The organism is Verrucomicrobiota bacterium, from assembly GCA_027622555.1.
Classification (GTDB): domain Bacteria; phylum Verrucomicrobiota; class Verrucomicrobiia; order Opitutales; family UBA2995; genus UBA2995.
Map to the genome: position 1 here is coordinate 1 of JAQBYJ010000110.1, position 17,176 is coordinate 17,176.

Here is a 17,176-nt window from a genome sequence, read left to right on the forward strand (position 1 = left end):
GGTCCTCCATTCCCAAATCTGACCCCTGTTTTCTGTCAAGAATGAAGATATGACCCCTTGCCCTCTCTTGGCCGTTAACGGTCCCCCTGCCCTCAATTCCAATGTTATTCGCGTTTTCCGCGAATATCAGGCATCTGTCCATATGCGGTTCCCGGGCATATTGATTACGGAATACATTCGGTGAATAATCACTGATATTCGTACTCCCTGATAGACTGGCACCGGCTTCAATATGGAGGATTACATTACTTTTAAGAAAGATAGTGCCAGTGACATAATTTCCATTGGAAAACAGCAGCTTGCCTCCCCCAGATTCATGACAGTCGTCAATTGCTTTTTGAATAGCATCGGTATTAACCGTCTTCCCGTCACCCAGAGCGCCGTAATCACTTACATTGATGACGCCACCAGGAGCATTACATGTCAAAAACCAAAGGTTGAAAACCAGCAGGATTATTTTTTTCTTCATAATTTTTCCTGCAGCCGCATTGTTCAGGCATCCCGGTTCTGCAGTTGCAACCGAGCCTGGGCCCAAGGCTTTCCAAAGATTCCTTCCGCCACACTTAAGCTTACTTATATTCATGTCCGTATTATCCTTACATAAAAAGTTTCTTCTAAGATTTTCAGGGAAACGGGAAGCGAAGTGGTTCCGATAATCCTCCATTATCCGGCGTTATTTCTGATTGGCATATTCAATGTAGTTACACAGGATTTTTTTTGCCGAATTTGACGATTTGCTGTGTTCGCCTAGATACGGATAGATATCCAGGCAGGAAATGACAATTTTTCCCTTTCCATGACGCACCACAGAAACCGTGCTGGCGACCTTGTGCTGGTGCCCGTTCGTACAGAATCCGGCGACTTCTTCGCCTTCCAGCAACAGGCCGTATCTTTTGCCTCCGTACTCCATTTTGAATTCGCCTGCTGAGTCGATTGTCATTTCGTATTTAACGACATCCTGGTATTCCCAGTTCATGCCGGTGTTCTGTGGAAGGTCTTTGAACAGCGGGTGCTCGACAGCGAAGAGAGCGCCGGCTTTCCACCACCGGTCGACAACCATGAAGCCATTGTATTTCACCAAGCCGAGTCCAGCGATTTCTTCGGCGAATGCGACGGTGTTGTTGCCCGTCACAATCAGCGTGGTGCCGTCATTGGCTACGCGATCGAGTATCCGGTTGTACTGACTTCCGGAGACCTGTCGTTCCCACTGGAGTATCAGGGCATGGTTGCGGCCACCGTCCTGGATGTGCTGCACCTTGATTTTGTACGATTTTCCTGCCTCGAGATCGAGCGGATTGCTTTTTTTGAAGCGATCCTTTCGCCTTGTGCCCGCCTTTTCATTGATTACCAATTCTCCGTTCAACCAGATATTGAGCTGGCCGGCAAAGTCACCACACAGGACGTAGGTGCCGCTCGCCATCGGTGTTATGCTTCCGGTCCATATTACCATAATATCACCGCCCAGTCCCTGAAAGCGGGCCGGATCGTTTTTATTGATATTTGTCTCAATCCGCGTGCCGACTGGAGTATCGGGATCCTGTTTATTGAAATACTCCGCCTTCAGTCCCAGCTTCCCATCTGGGGACTTGAACAGTGAATCCGGTACCGCACTGACACTGTTATCCAGAACGATGTAGTCCAGTTTTCCCATGTTGTCCTGATAAGCCGGCAATTCGGCCTTGAATCCGGTCGATATGAAATCGTGGATGTTGCTTGAAGGCTCAATGACAGCTCCCTTTGTGGGAAGTTTTGCCGATTTCCAGTCAACGGCGAAGAGCATTTCCATGCCATCGGCCTGTTGCGTTCCGTTCTTGTCGATAAGCCGCGCATGAATGGTGTAGTATCCGGGACCTTCGCTGAGAGCGAAAGGGGTTTTTTCCTTGACGAGAGTTCCAAGCCGCTCGCGGCTGACCGAAACCGGCCATCGGTCCTGCTTGACCACCTTTCCAACCGGGTCAACCAGATCGACTTCCAGCATGTAGTCTCCGTGCAAAATCCACTCATTCACGATATAGAAGTCCACATCGATTGTATCGGAAATATGCGTCACTTTATTGCGGGCTTTGATCGCGACATAGACGGGGCGGGTGTAGCGCCGGATAATGTCCGGATTGCCCTTGTAGTTGCGGAAAGAATCGACGATGCCGGAGTGATTTTCCATTTTTTCGCATTCCCATCCATTGATGACATAGCCGTCGATGAGGTCATTGATCTTGGCATTTTCGATCATGCGGCCGTGGTAGTAGTACTGAATATTACCCATGCCGATCGTAACATCGTCCACGGTCAGGTTTTTGAGTCCCTTTTGTTTGAGATAGCCATCAAATGCGTTGAACCACTTAATGTAATCTGCTCCGTCCCAGCCGTTGTGGTTTCCGGCTGTTTTATAATAATCGTTGATCAGTTGCAGGCGGGGCGGGACGCCAACCGCGCCTTCCTCCCCGAGGAAGAGAATTTCTTTACGTGTAGATTCATCATATCGATAGGAATAGTCGATTGGGCTGTTGTACAGGCTGTCGCGGTAAACCCCGACGCTGGTGGCGTGATGGGGGTCAAACCAGCCGTTGGTGTACTGCTTGTCATCGTAGGGCAGCATGTGCAGCTTGCATGCCAAGTTTTGCCGGCTAAACCCCGAGCTGTAGGTGATGATACGTGTCGGGTCAATGGCGTGCGCATCGAGCATGTCCTGCATCTGCCTTGGGACCGGAGGCTCGCCCATTTCGTTCATCATGTTGTAAATCACCAGCGACGGATGGTTGCGGAACTCTTTGACCATTCGCAGCCATTTAAGACGGGCCATTTTGAAGGCGAACTCGTCATCAGTCGCCTTGCAGCGGTATCCTCCTGGCTCTGCGTAGTAGAGCAGGCCGAGTTCGTCTGCCTTGTCGAGCACCATTGACTGCCCCTTATGCCGGTGGAAGTTCAGCATGTTCATATTGAGGCCCTTGGCCTGCCGGATCTGCTTTTCGACCAGCCCTTCGGTCGGGAAACTGCCGTTCACCGGCCAAAAACCCCAACTGATAGACGAAAGTAGAAATTCGCGTTTACCGTTGAGCACAAAGTGGTCGTCCACGCCGCGACCGGCGACATCAAACCAGCGGAAGCCGAAGCGGACAGCATCCTGGTCGGTAAAAGCTGAAGCCTCGATTTTCACTTTGCAGAGATAGAGATTCGGATTGTCGTAATGCCACAGTTTGGCAGATGGAACACTCACGCGATGCTCAATCTGAGTCTCTCCCTTTTGCAGGAAGATGTTATCATAACGCTGACTGAAAACCACTGTATCGGGATTGTCTGCTGCAACGACATCGATTTGCAGTGCCCCGGTTACTGCGTCGCTTCTGCTGTTCTGAACAGTGGTCCGCACATCGATCGCTGTCATTTCCGGAAGGTTTTTAATAAAGACATTGTCGATGTAAACCGGGTCCACAATCCGCATATCCACAGATCCGGCAATTCCGCCAAAGCCATGGGCGAACGGGATTTTGTACTTGCCCCAGTCGAACACCGTAACATCGGGCCAGATAAAGTTACCGCCCGCATCTGTGATGCGTACTGCCAGTGTGTTCTTTTTTCCGGGTTTAACCGCATCGGTAATGTCGATCTCAAACACCGAGTTTCCGATCATATCATAACCCACAAGGGTTTCGTTGACGAAAACCTCGGATCGAAGCCGGTTGTTCTCAAATTCCAGGAGGATGCGTTTGCCCCCGGCGCTTGCGGGCACATCCAGCATCCTCCACCACCAGCTCACGCCAAGGTAGTCACCCAGTTCTGAGCTTTCATCTGTTTTCCTGTCTCCTTGTATCTCGTCCCAGAAATATTCTTCAACTGTTCCCGGGACCGAAACAGAAATCGCCTCCCTGCTGGAATACATAGCCTGCCATCCACCCGTTGGAGGATTTACTGGCAGTTTGCTGATATCGACCGGCGGCAGGAAAAGCTCATCATTTTTCCATTGTGCTTCCACATCCCGCCAAAGCTTCCACTCATCGCCAGAGAGCCGGATCTCGGTTCTGGAGGATTTTCCGATAATCTCAGCGTGTACCGTTGCCTCAGTTCCACCCCAAAAAACCAATGGCAGCAATATGCCAGTAAATACTGTTCTCATTTTTTAACTCCTTTATTTTTTCCTGCTTATCCGTTTATTGCATACTGCTTTTCATATTTTCTTTGCAGGAGCCTTTTTTGCTTCCCCTGCAGCCTCGGTTGTTGCCTCATCGGCTGCCTCAATAATCGCTTCAGCCGCTGCCCTGCATTCCGCACACATTCCGCCAGCTGATTCACAGGCATCACAGCCAGGCGTTTTCACGCCAGCCGCCAGAGCAGCCGCTGCCTTCCCAGCTTCCGCCTTCATGGCCCCCACATGCCTTCCAATGCTCTCTACGGCTGGTTCAGGAGGCGTTTCCCATGGACGACCGCCCGGACCATTGTCTATTACAGGAAATGCGGACAACCTCAGCCTTGCAGCGCCCATCGGAATTAAGGTGATGTATTCAACCGGTTCATCAGACTTTACCGGGCTCTCCGAAATAAGCCCCACCAGATCCGTAACTATATCTTTTTGCCATTCGGGAATCCTGCGTCCTTTTGCCTTGATTTCAATTGGTGTTTCCGTGCTTCCCCATGCATTGTTGTCAGATGGCCATTCCCTCTTTACTACTGCAAAGGATGCATCAAGCTTACCTTTATCGAGTACCAAGCCATAGTTCCACGGTGTTGTCGGATAGATTTCAAAGGCGGGCCATGCAGCGAGTTGCTCTTTCGACAATTCGCGACGCCACGAGTCCGGCAAATGCTCCTTGGATACTGCTATTGTCCCATTCAGGGGCACGTATTTCTCAGAGATTTTCAATGAGTACGTAAGGGGCCCGCGGTCAACTGAAATGCTGTTGGCGTTTTTGGTCCATGTCCTTACACTCAATTTCATGGGCAGCCTGAGCTTAACAATGTCACCGTTTTTCCATTCGCGGTTGATCCGGAGAAATGATTGAGGTTGCGTTTGTACCTTTACCTGCCGGTCGTTTACGGTGACTTCAGCCTTGTCGCACCAACCGGGTATCCGAAGATACAGGGGGAATTCGCGGGAATGGGGCAATGAGATAGAAAGCTCGATATTCTCGTCGAATGGATAGTACGTGGTCTCTGTAATACTCACCTCTGTGCCGTCACCCACTTTCGCGGTTACCTTCGAAGCGGAGTAAAAAATTAGTGCCAGACCGTTATCGGGGGTAGCCATCCAGAGATGTTCGGCATAATAAGGCCAGCCTTGCCCCATGTTGAGCTGGCAACAACGGTGTGCATGTGGGTTCATCAGGTACTTGGAACCAGGATCCTGAAGCTTCGGGCTTTTGTTTTTAGCGTTGGAAATAATCAGGTTGGGTGCGGTCAGATAGCGAAGCCCTCTGAAATCAGGGGTCGTTACGGCGGGAAGCGTGTTAAACGCCGCATCCTCGCATCGATCCGCCCATTTGAGATCGGCGTCAATTTTCAGGATCGCTTGACAGGAATGCATCATTTCGACGACTCCGCAAGTTTCGACGGCCTGACGGGCAGTGACAAAACCCGGCCGGCAGTTTTCATCGGAGCCAAACAGTCCACCCGGCACCTGACCGTACATTCCCCATACCGTCTGGTAGTTTCGCTCTGGAGCGATCAGGTGCTCTGGATTCTTTGACTGCAGGTAATAGATTGGTGTCGAACGCAGGGCCTGTGTGATATTGACATTATGCCAACCTGCTACGCCTTCTGTCCAGTTGGCTATGTTGTTGAAAATTTTATGCCCAAGATCCAAAAGTCTCTTATCCCCCGTCCGGTTATAAAGCCAATAAACACTGGCTAGATTGTCGCCTCCACGCTGATGTTGCCAGAGCGGCAGCAGGAAATCTTCGTCAGCAACATTGGATTGCCATTCAAAGTATTTCGTCATTAAGCGGATAACGCGCTCGTCGCCGGAATATTCATAATACGCCTGGAGGGCGTTCAGCATGGGCATGTTGGGCCACAAATCCGGTTTGCCAGTGTTGTGCACGCGCGGGGACTTGATATTAGCACGTGGCCCAAACCACCCGTCTTCCCGCTGACTTGAGATGACTCCATTGATCCACACCATCGCCTCATCTATCATCTCCTGGTCCCCCAGCACATATGCCAGATCCCCATAGCCTTTCAACCAATACGGTACTTCCTCCCAGAACTTTTCGCCCACGCCTTCCGGGCTGAGCCATGGATTGCCTTCCTTTATCAGGAATCGACTTAGCTCAGGAAGATGCCCGAAGAATCCGTCTGCCTCCAGTTCAAGCTGTTTAAGCAACCATCCCTGAGGCTCAATCGCCCCTATCGGCAATTTTAAAAGAGGACCCGGCAGTAACGGCGGGCGGTTGCCAATGTAGAAATCGTTCGTTGGACGCGTATCCGGCCGCGAAACGTTTTCTATCGTTTCCGCTCCAACCAACGCGTGCACGTGCATGATTAAAATACAAATAATCGTATTCCAAGTGTTCACCAATCCTCTTTTACAATTCATAACGTATTCTCCCAGGTAATTCCAATAGAGTTTCTTCTTTTCATTTTTCTAAAATTTTGCGCACAAATTAATTGATATTGTTTTCGGTTCTAACAACGGCTTTTGTCGCGCCATTAAAAACTTTGAATGGATTTTCAAACCTTCTCAGATCATTACCGGACAACAGAATCTCTTTGCTTTCTTCACCCTCAACCTGAAGAAAAGTTGCATTTCCCCCAAATGGCTGACAATTGCGAATCCATGCCTGCTGTACGTTCTGCAGGCGGATCATGCACTCCGCATCAGGAGTAACAGCGGCTTTACTATCCGAAAATTCCATGTCTATTACATCGTTGCAAACGACAGCCGGGCGACTATCTGGGGTTATCGTATTCATCACCATATTATTCATGTAGAGTCCCTTCACGTGTCGCGCATAAACGCCATGGGCAGGGACAACTTGTTGAGCTCCCAAGCCATATCGTATGTAACGCAGCTCGGGAACTGTACGAATTTCACCATCAGAAAATGTCCCGCCTCCCTGAGCTGTAATAGAAAAATTGCTAAAGGTCACATTCTCAATATATTGCCCCGGTAATCCTGATATTAAAATCAGAGATTTTAAGTTATCCTTTTGCATGGTTTTGGACTCGACCCTGATATTGTTGAATGTGACATTCTTCATTGTTCTGACAGGGGCAGGCTCAGTGGGACCATCGGTGTAATCATTGAATGACAAGAATACAGCACAAATAACTTCTTTCATAATCAGGTTTGAAAATACAAAGTTTTCCATTCTTCCACCTTCACGATTTTGTATTTTTATGGCAGCATCATTAATATCGTGAAAAACGCAGTTATCCACCGTTATATTATTATAATCTCCAAGGTTATTGATACGTATTCCTGACCGGAAACTGGTCATTATACAATTTGATATCGTAATATAACGGCAAGGGTAATCTTTGCTATGTGCATATAGACATATAGAATCATCACTTGTATCCAAAACACAATTATTGATAGTAACATACTCACAACCATCAAAATCCAGTCCATCTCCATTTGCATTCACTTTGCTTGAGACAGTGACCCCCTGGACATTAATTAATTCGTTTACAATAGATCATGGCAACGGTCCAGCTCGCAGGATTTTGGAGGACAATGTCTTGTAATGAGACATTTTTACACTTCAGGAAACGGATTAGCATCGGCCTGTCCTGTATGGGATCTTCCGGATTTGGGAAATTACTTCTATAACCTCTTCCATCGACTTTTCCCTTCCCCTCAATCCCAATGTTTTCCGCGTTTTCAGCATATATCAGACATCCCTCTTTCTTGTTTTTATCCCGAGGCATATTGTGGAATACGTTCGATGCATAATCACTGATTTTTGTGCTTCCCGATAGAGTAGCGCCAACTTCAATATGGAGGATAACATTACTTTTCAAAAAGAGGGTTCCGGTTACATAATTTCCATTGGAAAACAGCACCCTGCCTCCTCCTGATTCATGACAATCGTCAATTGCTTTTTGAATAGCTTTTGTATTAACCGTTTCTCCATCACCTGAAGCGCCGTAATCACTTACATTAATGACTCCACCTTGAGAATTACATGTCAAAAACCAAAGGTTAAAAACCAGTAGGATTATTTTATTCTTCATAATTTTCGGTGCTCCTCCTCGTTATTGAATCCCTTTGTACTTAAATATCCACAAGATCCTCATTCACCTCCAACAGCTAATTCATCCCAGTCGGTGTTTGGAGTATCTTCATATTCAAGTACTTTTTCGCCCCAGTTGATACTGATACAGGCAAATCCAAGTTTCACCCAGGACTTGACCCGTTCCTTGCTGGCGATCTGGCTCTCACCGTGAATCTGCACAATACCAGGCACCTTCTTTGCACCTTTCGGATAACCATAATCAGCCGCAATAATGGGTTTGGTCGTTTTATTGACGACCACCAGTTTTCCGAGGTCATAGCGAACAAGCTGGTAAATTTCATCAGTCGTTTCCCACTCTTTGACCACTTGAACCTTGGGAGGATCTTTATGCGGATCGTAACTGCCCCAGAAGCCGAGGACTTCCTGGGAAGCGAAACATTGACTTATACAAAACAAAAAACCTGTCAGGGCATAGGTGATTTTTTTCATGATAAATTATGGTAGAACGGTGACGAATAAGATCAATCTAAGAAAACGGTACTCCGAATACTTTAGGGAAAATGACGTTTTGGACCCGCCTACACACACCGAATTCAATTCGGTGCAGGGTTTAGTTGGTTTGCAGTACGATAATCGAATCAATTTCATCTCTATTACCTGACGCCAAATCGATCTCAATACCGGAAGCGGTTTGCCTGAGAACCGGGTTCTTTACATTGAACCCTTGGCTGCTAACGACCTTTTGTTCCAGCGCAGGCAAAACGAGGGGCGAACCGTCTTCAGGCCAGTTCAAGACATGAACATAGATTGTGTTGCCCCTTTGCGTAACCCCACCCCATTCGCCATTCGGAATAGGTCCGCCACGGGTTCCATAAATACTTTCCCCATTCTTTTTCAGCCACGCCCCCATTTTTTTTAAAATGGTTACCTGGTCGGCCGGGAATTCACCGGTGGGCAAGGGGCCGACATTCAGCAAAAGATTACCATCGCCTGTTACACTTTGGACTAAGGTATGAATGATTTCTTTGAAGGATTTGGTCGAGCAATCCGGCCGATAGGACCAACCGCCGCCCGTATCGCATTTGTTCACTGTCATACACGACTCCCAGGCCCGATCGGTTTGGAACTTACCGACTTTTTGCTCCGGCGTGTCAAAATCTCCTTGCACCAGCTTCTTCAATGCCTCTGTAGGAGGCTCGTGATCACCCTGAAGGATAAACCGGGCGGCTCGGTTGTTGACCAGAAGGTCTTCTCCTTGCAGGGAGTACATCATGTCAAACAAATGCTGAAGAGTGTAATCGCTCCAGTTTCCAGCTACATGATCAAACCACATGATGTCCACTTTGCCGTAATTGGTTAACAGCTCCCGAACCTGTCCTTCGTAGAAGTCGTTGTACTTTTTATTGTCCCCGACCAGATAGTCCGGATGGGTCCAGTCGCGGGTCGAGTAATACCACCCCAGCCTCAATCCGTATTTATGCGCGGCATTGGCCAGTTCCTTGCAGATGTCCCGTTTGAACGGGGTATTTGCTATATTGTAATCCCTCAGTTGCGTGTGCCACATCGAGAAGCCGTCATGGTGTTTGGCCGTAAAGACCACGTATTTGAACCCGGCATCCCGGGCCAGTTTCATCCACTGGTCGGCATCGAACTTCACCGGATTGAAGCGCTGGTACAAACGGTCATACTCCTCGTTGGGCATTTTATCCCCTCTACCCGGATGGTCGAAGGGATGATCCTCACGGGCCCAACTGATCTCGACTCCAGCAACACTCGAGGGACCCCAGTGCAGAAAGAGTCCCAGCTTGGCATCGCGCCACCAAGCAAGTTTCGTATCCGAGTTTTGCGCCCTCAATAGCGTGCTTGAATAAACCAGCAATGAGAGCAGCAAAGCGCCCTGACATACTGATTTCCTTATATTCCTATTCATTTAAATTCCTTCCCTATTTTGTCAGTTCCACCAAGTGCTTATTTTAATCTCTTCTAATTGAACTAAAGCATCCATGCATTTGTTGGTCTTGGAGGACCCTCGCCCCTCGTTGTCCTTGACCGAGAAGGGCAGGACAACGAGGGACACGAGTTTACAACATACAATACAGGTCATTCCTTTAAGGAATACTGCTCTATGAATAAACGGTTCAGAAACTGAAGGTACTGCTAAGAAGGAATTCTCGTGGACTTGGAAGTGAAACCCGAACAGGGCTGCCATCTGGCTGGACCTGGACAACATCCGGGGTTTTGGTCGCAAACAAATTACGGACATTCAGCTGTATTCGCCAATCTATGCGGTCATCCCAGATTTTAAGCTTATACCCGATCCAAGCGTCAAACGCATTAAATCCATCATCATAATACGGTTTGAAAGGATCGGGGAATGGTATATTATTAAGTGGACTTACTGTTAATGCGTAGCCAATCGCAGCCTCATCCTGCCAGCGAAAAGCTCCTCCAACATTTACCCCTTTCATACGGCCTTCGGAGAACGAGTAATTTCCCATTACATTATACCGCCACTCACGAACTTCAGAATTGTCAGTCCCCTCAGCGGCCTTGCTGAACAGGTAGCTCTGACCAGCAGCCCTGCCAGTGGTAATTTGACCATATACGGTATTACCGGCAAATATATTCGTTTGCTTGGGCAACCCCATTTTGTTAGCCCCGGTGCGAATTCCCAGGAGATTGGGGTGATCATCAAATATCGCGAGTATTTGATCCCACAATTTAGTATAACGCGGCATTATATTCGATCTCTGGGCCCTCTGCTGGGTGATATTCGCCGCCAGGCGGAAACTAGGTGTCGGATTATAAGTAAGTTCAAATTCATAACCCTCTGCAGATAAATCCGCAGTATCTGTCAGAACATTCCACAATCCAACTGAATTTGAGGTTACTGGATTTCCTGTCGGTGAGTCAGCTCCCGATACCAACTTCAGATCAGCAGTTTTTTCGGCAAATGGTGTCAGGATTTCCCGATACCTCTCCTCGAGTAAAAGGACCTCTGACAAGGTCGGGTAAACGTTACCATCTCCTTCAAATTCATCCAGTAATCCATTATCATCCATATCAGGATCGAATGTAGTCCCGTCATCCAGAGTCTCAAAATCGATTATTCCATCACGATTCCGGTCCCTTTTGTCCAGCTCAATGAACGTATCTCTTACATTGAAGACAATCCCGTTTGTACCGGTCCAGCGGTAGGCGGTTCGACTGGGAGCAAACAGCTCGTTCTGAACATTCCCTTCATAGTAATTGAGGCGGGCGACAAACTTATTGTCCGCGAGACTCAGGGTAATTCCATAATCGGTTGTTTTTCCCGAAGGACTTTCAACCAGGTTGCCGTCAAAATCGTACCCTCCCGGATTTGATTGGAAGTTTTCAGAATCCCCATAATGAAGAGAAACACTTGTGCCTTCGGGCAGCCATTGTTTAGGCACTTTCAAGACTAGCCCATAGGAAAAGATGCTATTATCAACTTTATCAGGCTCAACACCTTCAAGGTTCCAGCCTGGATCATTCAAAAGGGGAACATTTTCATCATCCAGCGGGGGTGAAGCGTTCACCCATTGCGTGATTTTGTCGTTTCTCCAACCCAGGTTCGAAAGTAGCAAATCGTTCAGCCAGGAGCTCTGGATTATTGCGGCTTTTGACTCAATGGTGGTTCTCTGCAGTTCTCCATTCCTCCCCTGCCAGGTCGGGCCGAATGTGCCGATATCCGTGAATTCATCGCCACGAATAGCGTCCCATTTTTCGCCGGTTGTCGGATCCCCTACGTTCCAGAAAGCAACGGGTATCGACAAGTCCGGTGGTAAATCTGCGTAGCGAGCATTGGATGGAACCGGGTTTATTACAAAATCCGAAAGCTGGAAGTTTGGATCACTAAAGGCATCGAGTTGTTGCGGCCCCAAGTAAAAGAGCGCTTGTTCCCGACGGTTGTTTGTTATGCCGGAGTAATCATTCAAATGAAAGGCGATATCACCGCCTTCACCGATCAAGACATATCTTTCTATCCTTTCGTTGTGCTCATGATCATCATATAATCCTGATACGGTATGGCGCCCAAGCCAACTCAGAATGCCGTCATCGAAATGCTCCTTGAAATCATACTTGGCATAGGCCGTGGCACGCCAAGTTTCCCTGATATTACGTGGATTGTCTGCTTGTGGAACCCCTGTCAATGTCATGGGCCGGCCATAATTTGGATTTTTCTCTCCAAACAGTGAGTTTGGCCCCACGGGTAATGACTCGTTGACATCAAGGGTTATTCTGGGAGAACCCATGGCGACGAAACTGTTGCGTTCGTAATCCTGTTTGTCATAGGACAGCTCAATCCCAAAATTTGCATCCTCTGAAATGGCTTCAAGCGTCACATTGTGTTGTTCGAATTCATTTTCGAAGAAGTCAAGCGTTCCGCTGGTCAGGTTTTTCCTCCAATCAAAAGCTTCATAATCCAACAAAGCATGATCGGTATAGTTGGTCAGATCGGGACGGACATTTTGTAATTGTGCGATAGAAGGTACACCAATAAATCTTAAAAACCTTCCGCCGGCGTAATTGTTGTCCGGATCGAGCACGGGGCTGCCCTTCCAGAACTTATTGACCAGGGAGTTTTGAAACGCCCTCCCGGGCAACCCATCAGCCGTCATGGTGTCGTCATAAACCATGACCCATTTATTGCCGACGGGGCCACCACTCGGATTGCCAAACGCGGGTACATTGTTTCCGAAAGCGTCCAATCCACGGGCTCCATTTTTGTGCACAGTAGCCACGTCCAGAACATTCTGCCAAATGTCGAGGGACTGCCTGCCAGTCGGGGTATTGTATTCGACCCCATTCAACTTGGTCAGAAATGGAGTGAGATTTTCCAGAGGGCTCAACCGATCAACAGGGACACTATCGATATTCCCAGTTTCATAGTGGGCTCGCAAGGTGATGTTATGGTCCTCCCAGGGTTTCAGTTTGGCAGCTATATAATACCGGTCCTGGTCCATATATGCGGGCCGCTGAGTGAACTCCTTGTCCTCTGTCATGGCGGCAACGCGCAACGCGAATTTGCCCTCGATAATCTCCCTGTTCACGTTCACAGAACCGCGTTGGCTGTAATTATTTTCAAAGTTTTCGGTCGAAAACCTTACATCCACTCTCGCCTCATCCCTGAATTCAGCTTGCTCCAACTGCGAATTGATAATGCCACCGGGTGATCCAAGACCGAAGAGGAAGGAATTCGATCCGCGGTTAATATCGATACGACCGGAAATATAGGAATCAAAGGGGATGTCCGACACGAAGTAATTGGCCGTACGCGTAGCTGCTGACAACCCGCGAATCCGGTTCGCATTATATGGATTTTCACGAGTTTCCTCTGAAGTAAGTTCTCTATCCAATGATGCTGTCGCTCCCTGGTAGTTGCTCTGTTGCCCCCAGACATCGGTGTTTGTTGTGTAAATAAGCACTTCATCAAGACTGGATGCACCCAGATCCTGTAGCAGTTCCTGGGTAACAACCTGGACCGAGGAGGCTACATCCGATAGATTGGTCTTGAGGCGGCCTCCGGCCAGGGTCTGGGAGGCGTAGTAGCCGGAATCCGCGCTTTCGTCGACCTGGAAGGGAGATAGTTCGTAGGTTTCCTTGTCTTCGTTGGTTTCCTGTGCGAACGCGGAAGGAAGAAGGCAAAAAATCAGCCCGGCAAGGACCGCGACGTGTAGGGTATGGATCCCGGTTTTACAGCGTTTGTTTGAGTTCATTATCGTATTTATTATTTGAGGTTTATTCTCGGTTAGCTTGAGTTAAGTTCTAAGCGCTTGAGCACGCAATGTGCCCAGCATATACTTGAAATGACTTTGCACTGCCCAGAATAACAGCTTTCAGAAACCAACATATCCTCATTTTATAGGATGCCCTTCCCAATCGATCGGAATATAATGTTCATTAATCGGAAAAGTATGTCGCACTGACAGGTAGACCGCTTTAAAATCCGTGCTTTCAAAAAAAGATGTCCCGAGTTCAAAAAATAAGCCTCCTGACCCTGCTGACGGGCATTCTGCCCATTGCAGCAGTCCCTCCGGAAACGGATGCCATGTTGAAAGGTCTTACCCTCACAGGTCTGGAGCAGCATTTGGCCGCTATTGACTCCGATTTGGAACAATTGGCAAACTTTAGCTTGCGAACCGGGATCGGCACCGTCGGCTGGAGATCAGATCCTAGCGACCAAGGCCACCACACAGAATGGATAGAAATCGAGTTGGGAGAAAAAACACCCATCGATCAAATCATACTGGTGCCCACCATTTGGCGTGATACGAAAATGGGATTCCGGGCAGATGGCTTTCCGCTGGAATTCCGCATCCTCACGGGTAGCGACCAGGACAGGACCGGTACGGCCATAGCCTCTTTCGGCATACAGGATAAACTTCTGCCGCGCATCGCGCCCCTGGTGGTGCCTTGCACCGGAACCACTGCATCTTGGGTGCGATTGGAAACCTCGGCGTTGTCACCCCGGGCTTGGGATGGAAAGTATATTCTCCAGATGGACGAGATCCTGGTATTCAGTGGTCAGGAAAATATCGCTCTGCAAAAACCCGTTCGCGTCTCTTCAAACGATTCCCCTGAAGGAAGATCGCGGCTAAAACAAAACCTGGTCGATGGTTTTGTTCCGTACCTGATGGACGCATCGCAGGGAGAACAGAGTATCGCTTTTTTCAGCAAAGGGGAACTGAGCGACCGTCCCACTTTGATGATCGACCTCGGATCGGTGGAACCTTTGAACCGGATCAACCTGCATACCATTGAATTAAGCGATACTGTCCCTCAAGCCTCCCCCCTCGGTTTGGGCCTTCCACGTCATCTGATTGTGGAAGGTGCGAAACAGCCGGATTTCTCGGATGCGGTACGCCTGATCGAATACATTGAGAAATCCATCTACGACGCAGGCCCTATCATCATGCGGCGCTTTCCGGAAACCGCTTGCCGTTATGTCCGCTTGATTGCCATCGATCCCTATATTTACCCGGAAGACGACACGAAAGAATCCGCCATAGGTTTTGCAGAAATCGAAATTTTTTCGAAAGGCCGGAACGTTGCCTTCGGCAAACCCACCACCGGCAATTGCAAACTCACTTTTCCCAACCGTTCTTATTCCGCCCTGACGGACGGGCGAAATCTCTATGGCAATATCCTTCCGATTCGGGAGTGGTTAAACGAACTGGCCCGGCGGCACGAACTGGAGACAGAACGTCCCATCGTGTTCGCGGAATTAAACCATCACTATGCCCGTCAAAAGGAGTACCTTAGCCTCCTGGCATGGCTGGCTGTCGTGCTTGCCGTCGGCATCGTCATCACCATACTCATCGACCGGATACTCCGCCTGCGCCAGGTAGCCCGAATCCGGGAGCGTCTGGCTGCGGATTTGCACGATGAATTGGGAGCTGACCTCCACACCATTGGCTTATTGAGCGATCTGGCAGAAGACGCCAAAGAAGACACGGAAGAATTAGCCATGCTCCATCAACGTATTCGAAGAGTCACCGAGCAGAGTGGCGCAGCCGTACGCCACTGTACCGACATGCTGGAAGCCAACGGACTCAATACCAACATAAAAGAAAACATACTGCGTGCTTCCCGCCGGATAATGGCCAAGCTCGAAAACAACATTTCGATAGAAGGGGAAGAATATTTAAACAAACTCAAACCAAACACGCGCTTCGACTTGATCCTGTTCTATAATGAATGTCTGGTGAATATCAGCCGCCATTCCCAGGCTTCCCAATTCACCACTCACTTGATGGCTGACAACAAGGAGATCCTTTTATCCGTAAGTGATAACGGACGAGGTATTTCAGAGTTCAGGGTAAATGGAGTTCCGAAATCTCTTAAGCGCCGGGCGCGACTGTTGGGTGCCAAGGTTAGCGTTGATCGTCCCGCAACGGGTGGCACCTGCATTAATCTGAAGCTTCGAACCCGGAGGTGGGGACGCCACAGATAAGCCAAATCCATGGAAAGAAATATCCGCATTGTATTGGTTGAAGACCATCCCGAATACCGGGAGGTCGTTGAGCTCGCTTTGGATAAAGAACCAGACATGGAATTAGTAAGTCAGTTTGGTTCAGCTGAAAGTGCCCTTCGCTGCATGCAGAATCTCGAGCATGGTAAGGAACCGGATGTCATCCTGCTCGACCTGAACCTTCCAGGTATGAACGGCCTCGATTCCATCAGCTGGCTTAAAGACTATGTGCCTAAATCAAAAATAATAGTATTAACCCAGTCCAACAAGGAGGCGGATATACTGCGGGCCATCACCCTCGGCGCATCGGGTTATCTTTTAAAATCCTCTTCCGTAAACCAGATCAAAGAGGGTATCCGAATGGTTTCGAATGGAGGTGCTTCGCTGGATGCCAATATAGCCCGGTTTATCCTGACAACCCTGAAGGCAAAACTCCCGAATGTGGAAATGGAGCAGCCCCTTTCCGAACGGGAAATGGAAGTCCTCAAACTGCTTGGGGAAGGCTTCCTAAAAAAGGAAATCGCCGATCACCTACGCATTAGCATCAGCACCGTGGTGACTCACGTCGCCCACATCTACGAAAAACTCCACGTGCAGAACGCGCCGGCAGCTGTCGCCAAAGCCTTCAGAATGGGAATCTTTTCACCTGGGAAAGAAGACTGAAAAAACGGTAATCTTGAAATCCCTGAATCACTACAAACAAGAAGGATCGAGCCCTCTTTGTCCGGATCTGCAACTTTCCTCAATTTTGTTTCCTGAAGAAAGCGACTAAAGCGCCCACCCCTTCGACAGTGACTTTTAATTCCGTATCCCGATCAATGGTCACCAATTCCACCGGAGAGCCGGGGATCACCAGGCTTCCCTTCTTCAATGGCAATCCCCTGGCAGTCAGGACCCTTACCAGCCAACGCAGTGAATGCAGGGGCCCTCCCATGATTTCGGGATAAGGAACGGGGTCATATCTTCATTTTTGACAAAATTCTTCCTTTTCTTCCACCCAGCTCCTTTT

General features: G+C 48.7%; 11 protein-coding genes. 2 read left to right on the forward strand and 9 right to left on the reverse strand.

What is annotated here, in order from left to right:
- From O3C43_20555 to O3C43_20590, 8 genes are all read right to left on the reverse strand, one after another.
- A partial coding sequence (locus O3C43_20555; GenBank protein ID MDA1068884.1) for a glycosyl hydrolase family 28-related protein occupies nucleotides 1-469 on the reverse strand: 469 nt, incomplete at its 3' end.
- 204 nt (nucleotides 470-673) lie between these two features.
- A complete protein-coding gene (locus O3C43_20560; GenBank protein MDA1068885.1) occupies nucleotides 674-4,111 on the reverse strand; it encodes a PA14 domain-containing protein in 3,438 nt (1,145 codons plus the stop codon).
- A gap of 51 nt (nucleotides 4,112-4,162) precedes the next feature.
- Nucleotides 4,163-6,526 carry a glycoside hydrolase family 127 protein gene (locus tag O3C43_20565; protein ID MDA1068886.1) on the reverse strand — a complete coding sequence of 788 codons (2,364 nt, stop codon included), beginning with the start codon at nucleotides 6,524-6,526 and terminating at the stop codon, nucleotides 4,163-4,165.
- A gap of 67 nt (nucleotides 6,527-6,593) precedes the next feature.
- Nucleotides 6,594-7,613, reverse strand: coding sequence for a glycosyl hydrolase family 28 protein (locus O3C43_20570; protein MDA1068887.1), 1,020 nt, complete (start codon nucleotides 7,611-7,613; stop codon nucleotides 6,594-6,596).
- The gene (locus O3C43_20575; protein ID MDA1068888.1) at nucleotides 7,609-8,169 is read right to left on the reverse strand and encodes a glycosyl hydrolase family 28-related protein; all 561 of its coding nucleotides are present in this window, start codon (nucleotides 8,167-8,169) and stop codon (nucleotides 7,609-7,611) included. Before O3C43_20575 ends, O3C43_20570 begins: the two co-directional genes overlap by 5 nt.
- Before the next feature lie 59 nt (nucleotides 8,170-8,228).
- Nucleotides 8,229-8,660: a hypothetical protein gene (locus O3C43_20580; protein MDA1068889.1), complete on the reverse strand. Its 432-nt coding sequence runs from the start codon at nucleotides 8,658-8,660 to the stop codon at nucleotides 8,229-8,231.
- A gap of 121 nt (nucleotides 8,661-8,781) precedes the next feature.
- Nucleotides 8,782-10,101 carry an alpha-L-fucosidase gene (locus O3C43_20585; GenBank protein MDA1068890.1) on the reverse strand — a complete coding sequence of 440 codons (1,320 nt, stop codon included), beginning with the start codon at nucleotides 10,099-10,101 and terminating at the stop codon, nucleotides 8,782-8,784.
- 208 nt (nucleotides 10,102-10,309) lie between these two features.
- Nucleotides 10,310-13,912 (reverse strand): TonB-dependent receptor plug domain-containing protein, encoded by a 3,603-nt coding sequence (locus O3C43_20590; GenBank protein ID MDA1068891.1) that lies wholly within the window; start codon nucleotides 13,910-13,912, stop codon nucleotides 10,310-10,312.
- A 248-nt stretch (nucleotides 13,913-14,160) separates the two neighbouring features.
- Between O3C43_20590 and O3C43_20595 the strand changes: the two genes are divergently transcribed.
- A complete protein-coding gene (locus O3C43_20595; protein ID MDA1068892.1) occupies nucleotides 14,161-16,149 on the forward strand; it encodes a histidine kinase in 1,989 nt (662 codons plus the stop codon).
- Nucleotides 16,150-16,158: 9 nt separating this feature from the next.
- Nucleotides 16,159-16,830 carry a response regulator transcription factor gene (locus O3C43_20600; protein MDA1068893.1) on the forward strand — a complete coding sequence of 224 codons (672 nt, stop codon included), beginning with the start codon at nucleotides 16,159-16,161 and terminating at the stop codon, nucleotides 16,828-16,830.
- A 79-nt stretch (nucleotides 16,831-16,909) separates the two neighbouring features.
- On the opposite strand, the gene O3C43_20605 is transcribed toward O3C43_20600, so the two are convergent.
- Nucleotides 16,910-17,101, reverse strand: coding sequence for a hypothetical protein (locus O3C43_20605; GenBank protein MDA1068894.1), 192 nt, complete (start codon nucleotides 17,099-17,101; stop codon nucleotides 16,910-16,912).
- Nucleotides 17,102-17,176 lie beyond the last annotated feature (75 nt).

Bases quoted from the DNA above. Each gene is read 5' to 3' on its own strand.
- O3C43_20595 (MDA1068892.1), top strand. From the start codon at position 14,161: ATGTCCCGAGTTCAAAAAATAAGCCTCCTGACCCTGCTGACGGGCATT.
- O3C43_20565 (MDA1068886.1), bottom strand. From the start codon at position 6,526: ATGAATTGTAAAAGAGGATTGGTGAACACTTGGAATACGATTATTTGT.
- O3C43_20560 (MDA1068885.1), bottom strand. From the start codon at position 4,111: ATGAGAACAGTATTTACTGGCATATTGCTGCCATTGGTTTTTTGGGGT.
- O3C43_20600 (MDA1068893.1), top strand. From the start codon at position 16,159: ATGGAAAGAAATATCCGCATTGTATTGGTTGAAGACCATCCCGAATAC.
- O3C43_20590 (MDA1068891.1), bottom strand. From the start codon at position 13,912: ATGAACTCAAACAAACGCTGTAAAACCGGGATCCATACCCTACACGTC.
- O3C43_20605 (MDA1068894.1), bottom strand. From the start codon at position 17,101: ATGGGAGGGCCCCTGCATTCACTGCGTTGGCTGGTAAGGGTCCTGACT.
- O3C43_20580 (MDA1068889.1), bottom strand. From the start codon at position 8,660: ATGAAAAAAATCACCTATGCCCTGACAGGTTTTTTGTTTTGTATAAGT.
- O3C43_20585 (MDA1068890.1), bottom strand. From the start codon at position 10,101: ATGAATAGGAATATAAGGAAATCAGTATGTCAGGGCGCTTTGCTGCTC.
- O3C43_20575 (MDA1068888.1), bottom strand. From the start codon at position 8,169: ATGAAGAATAAAATAATCCTACTGGTTTTTAACCTTTGGTTTTTGACA.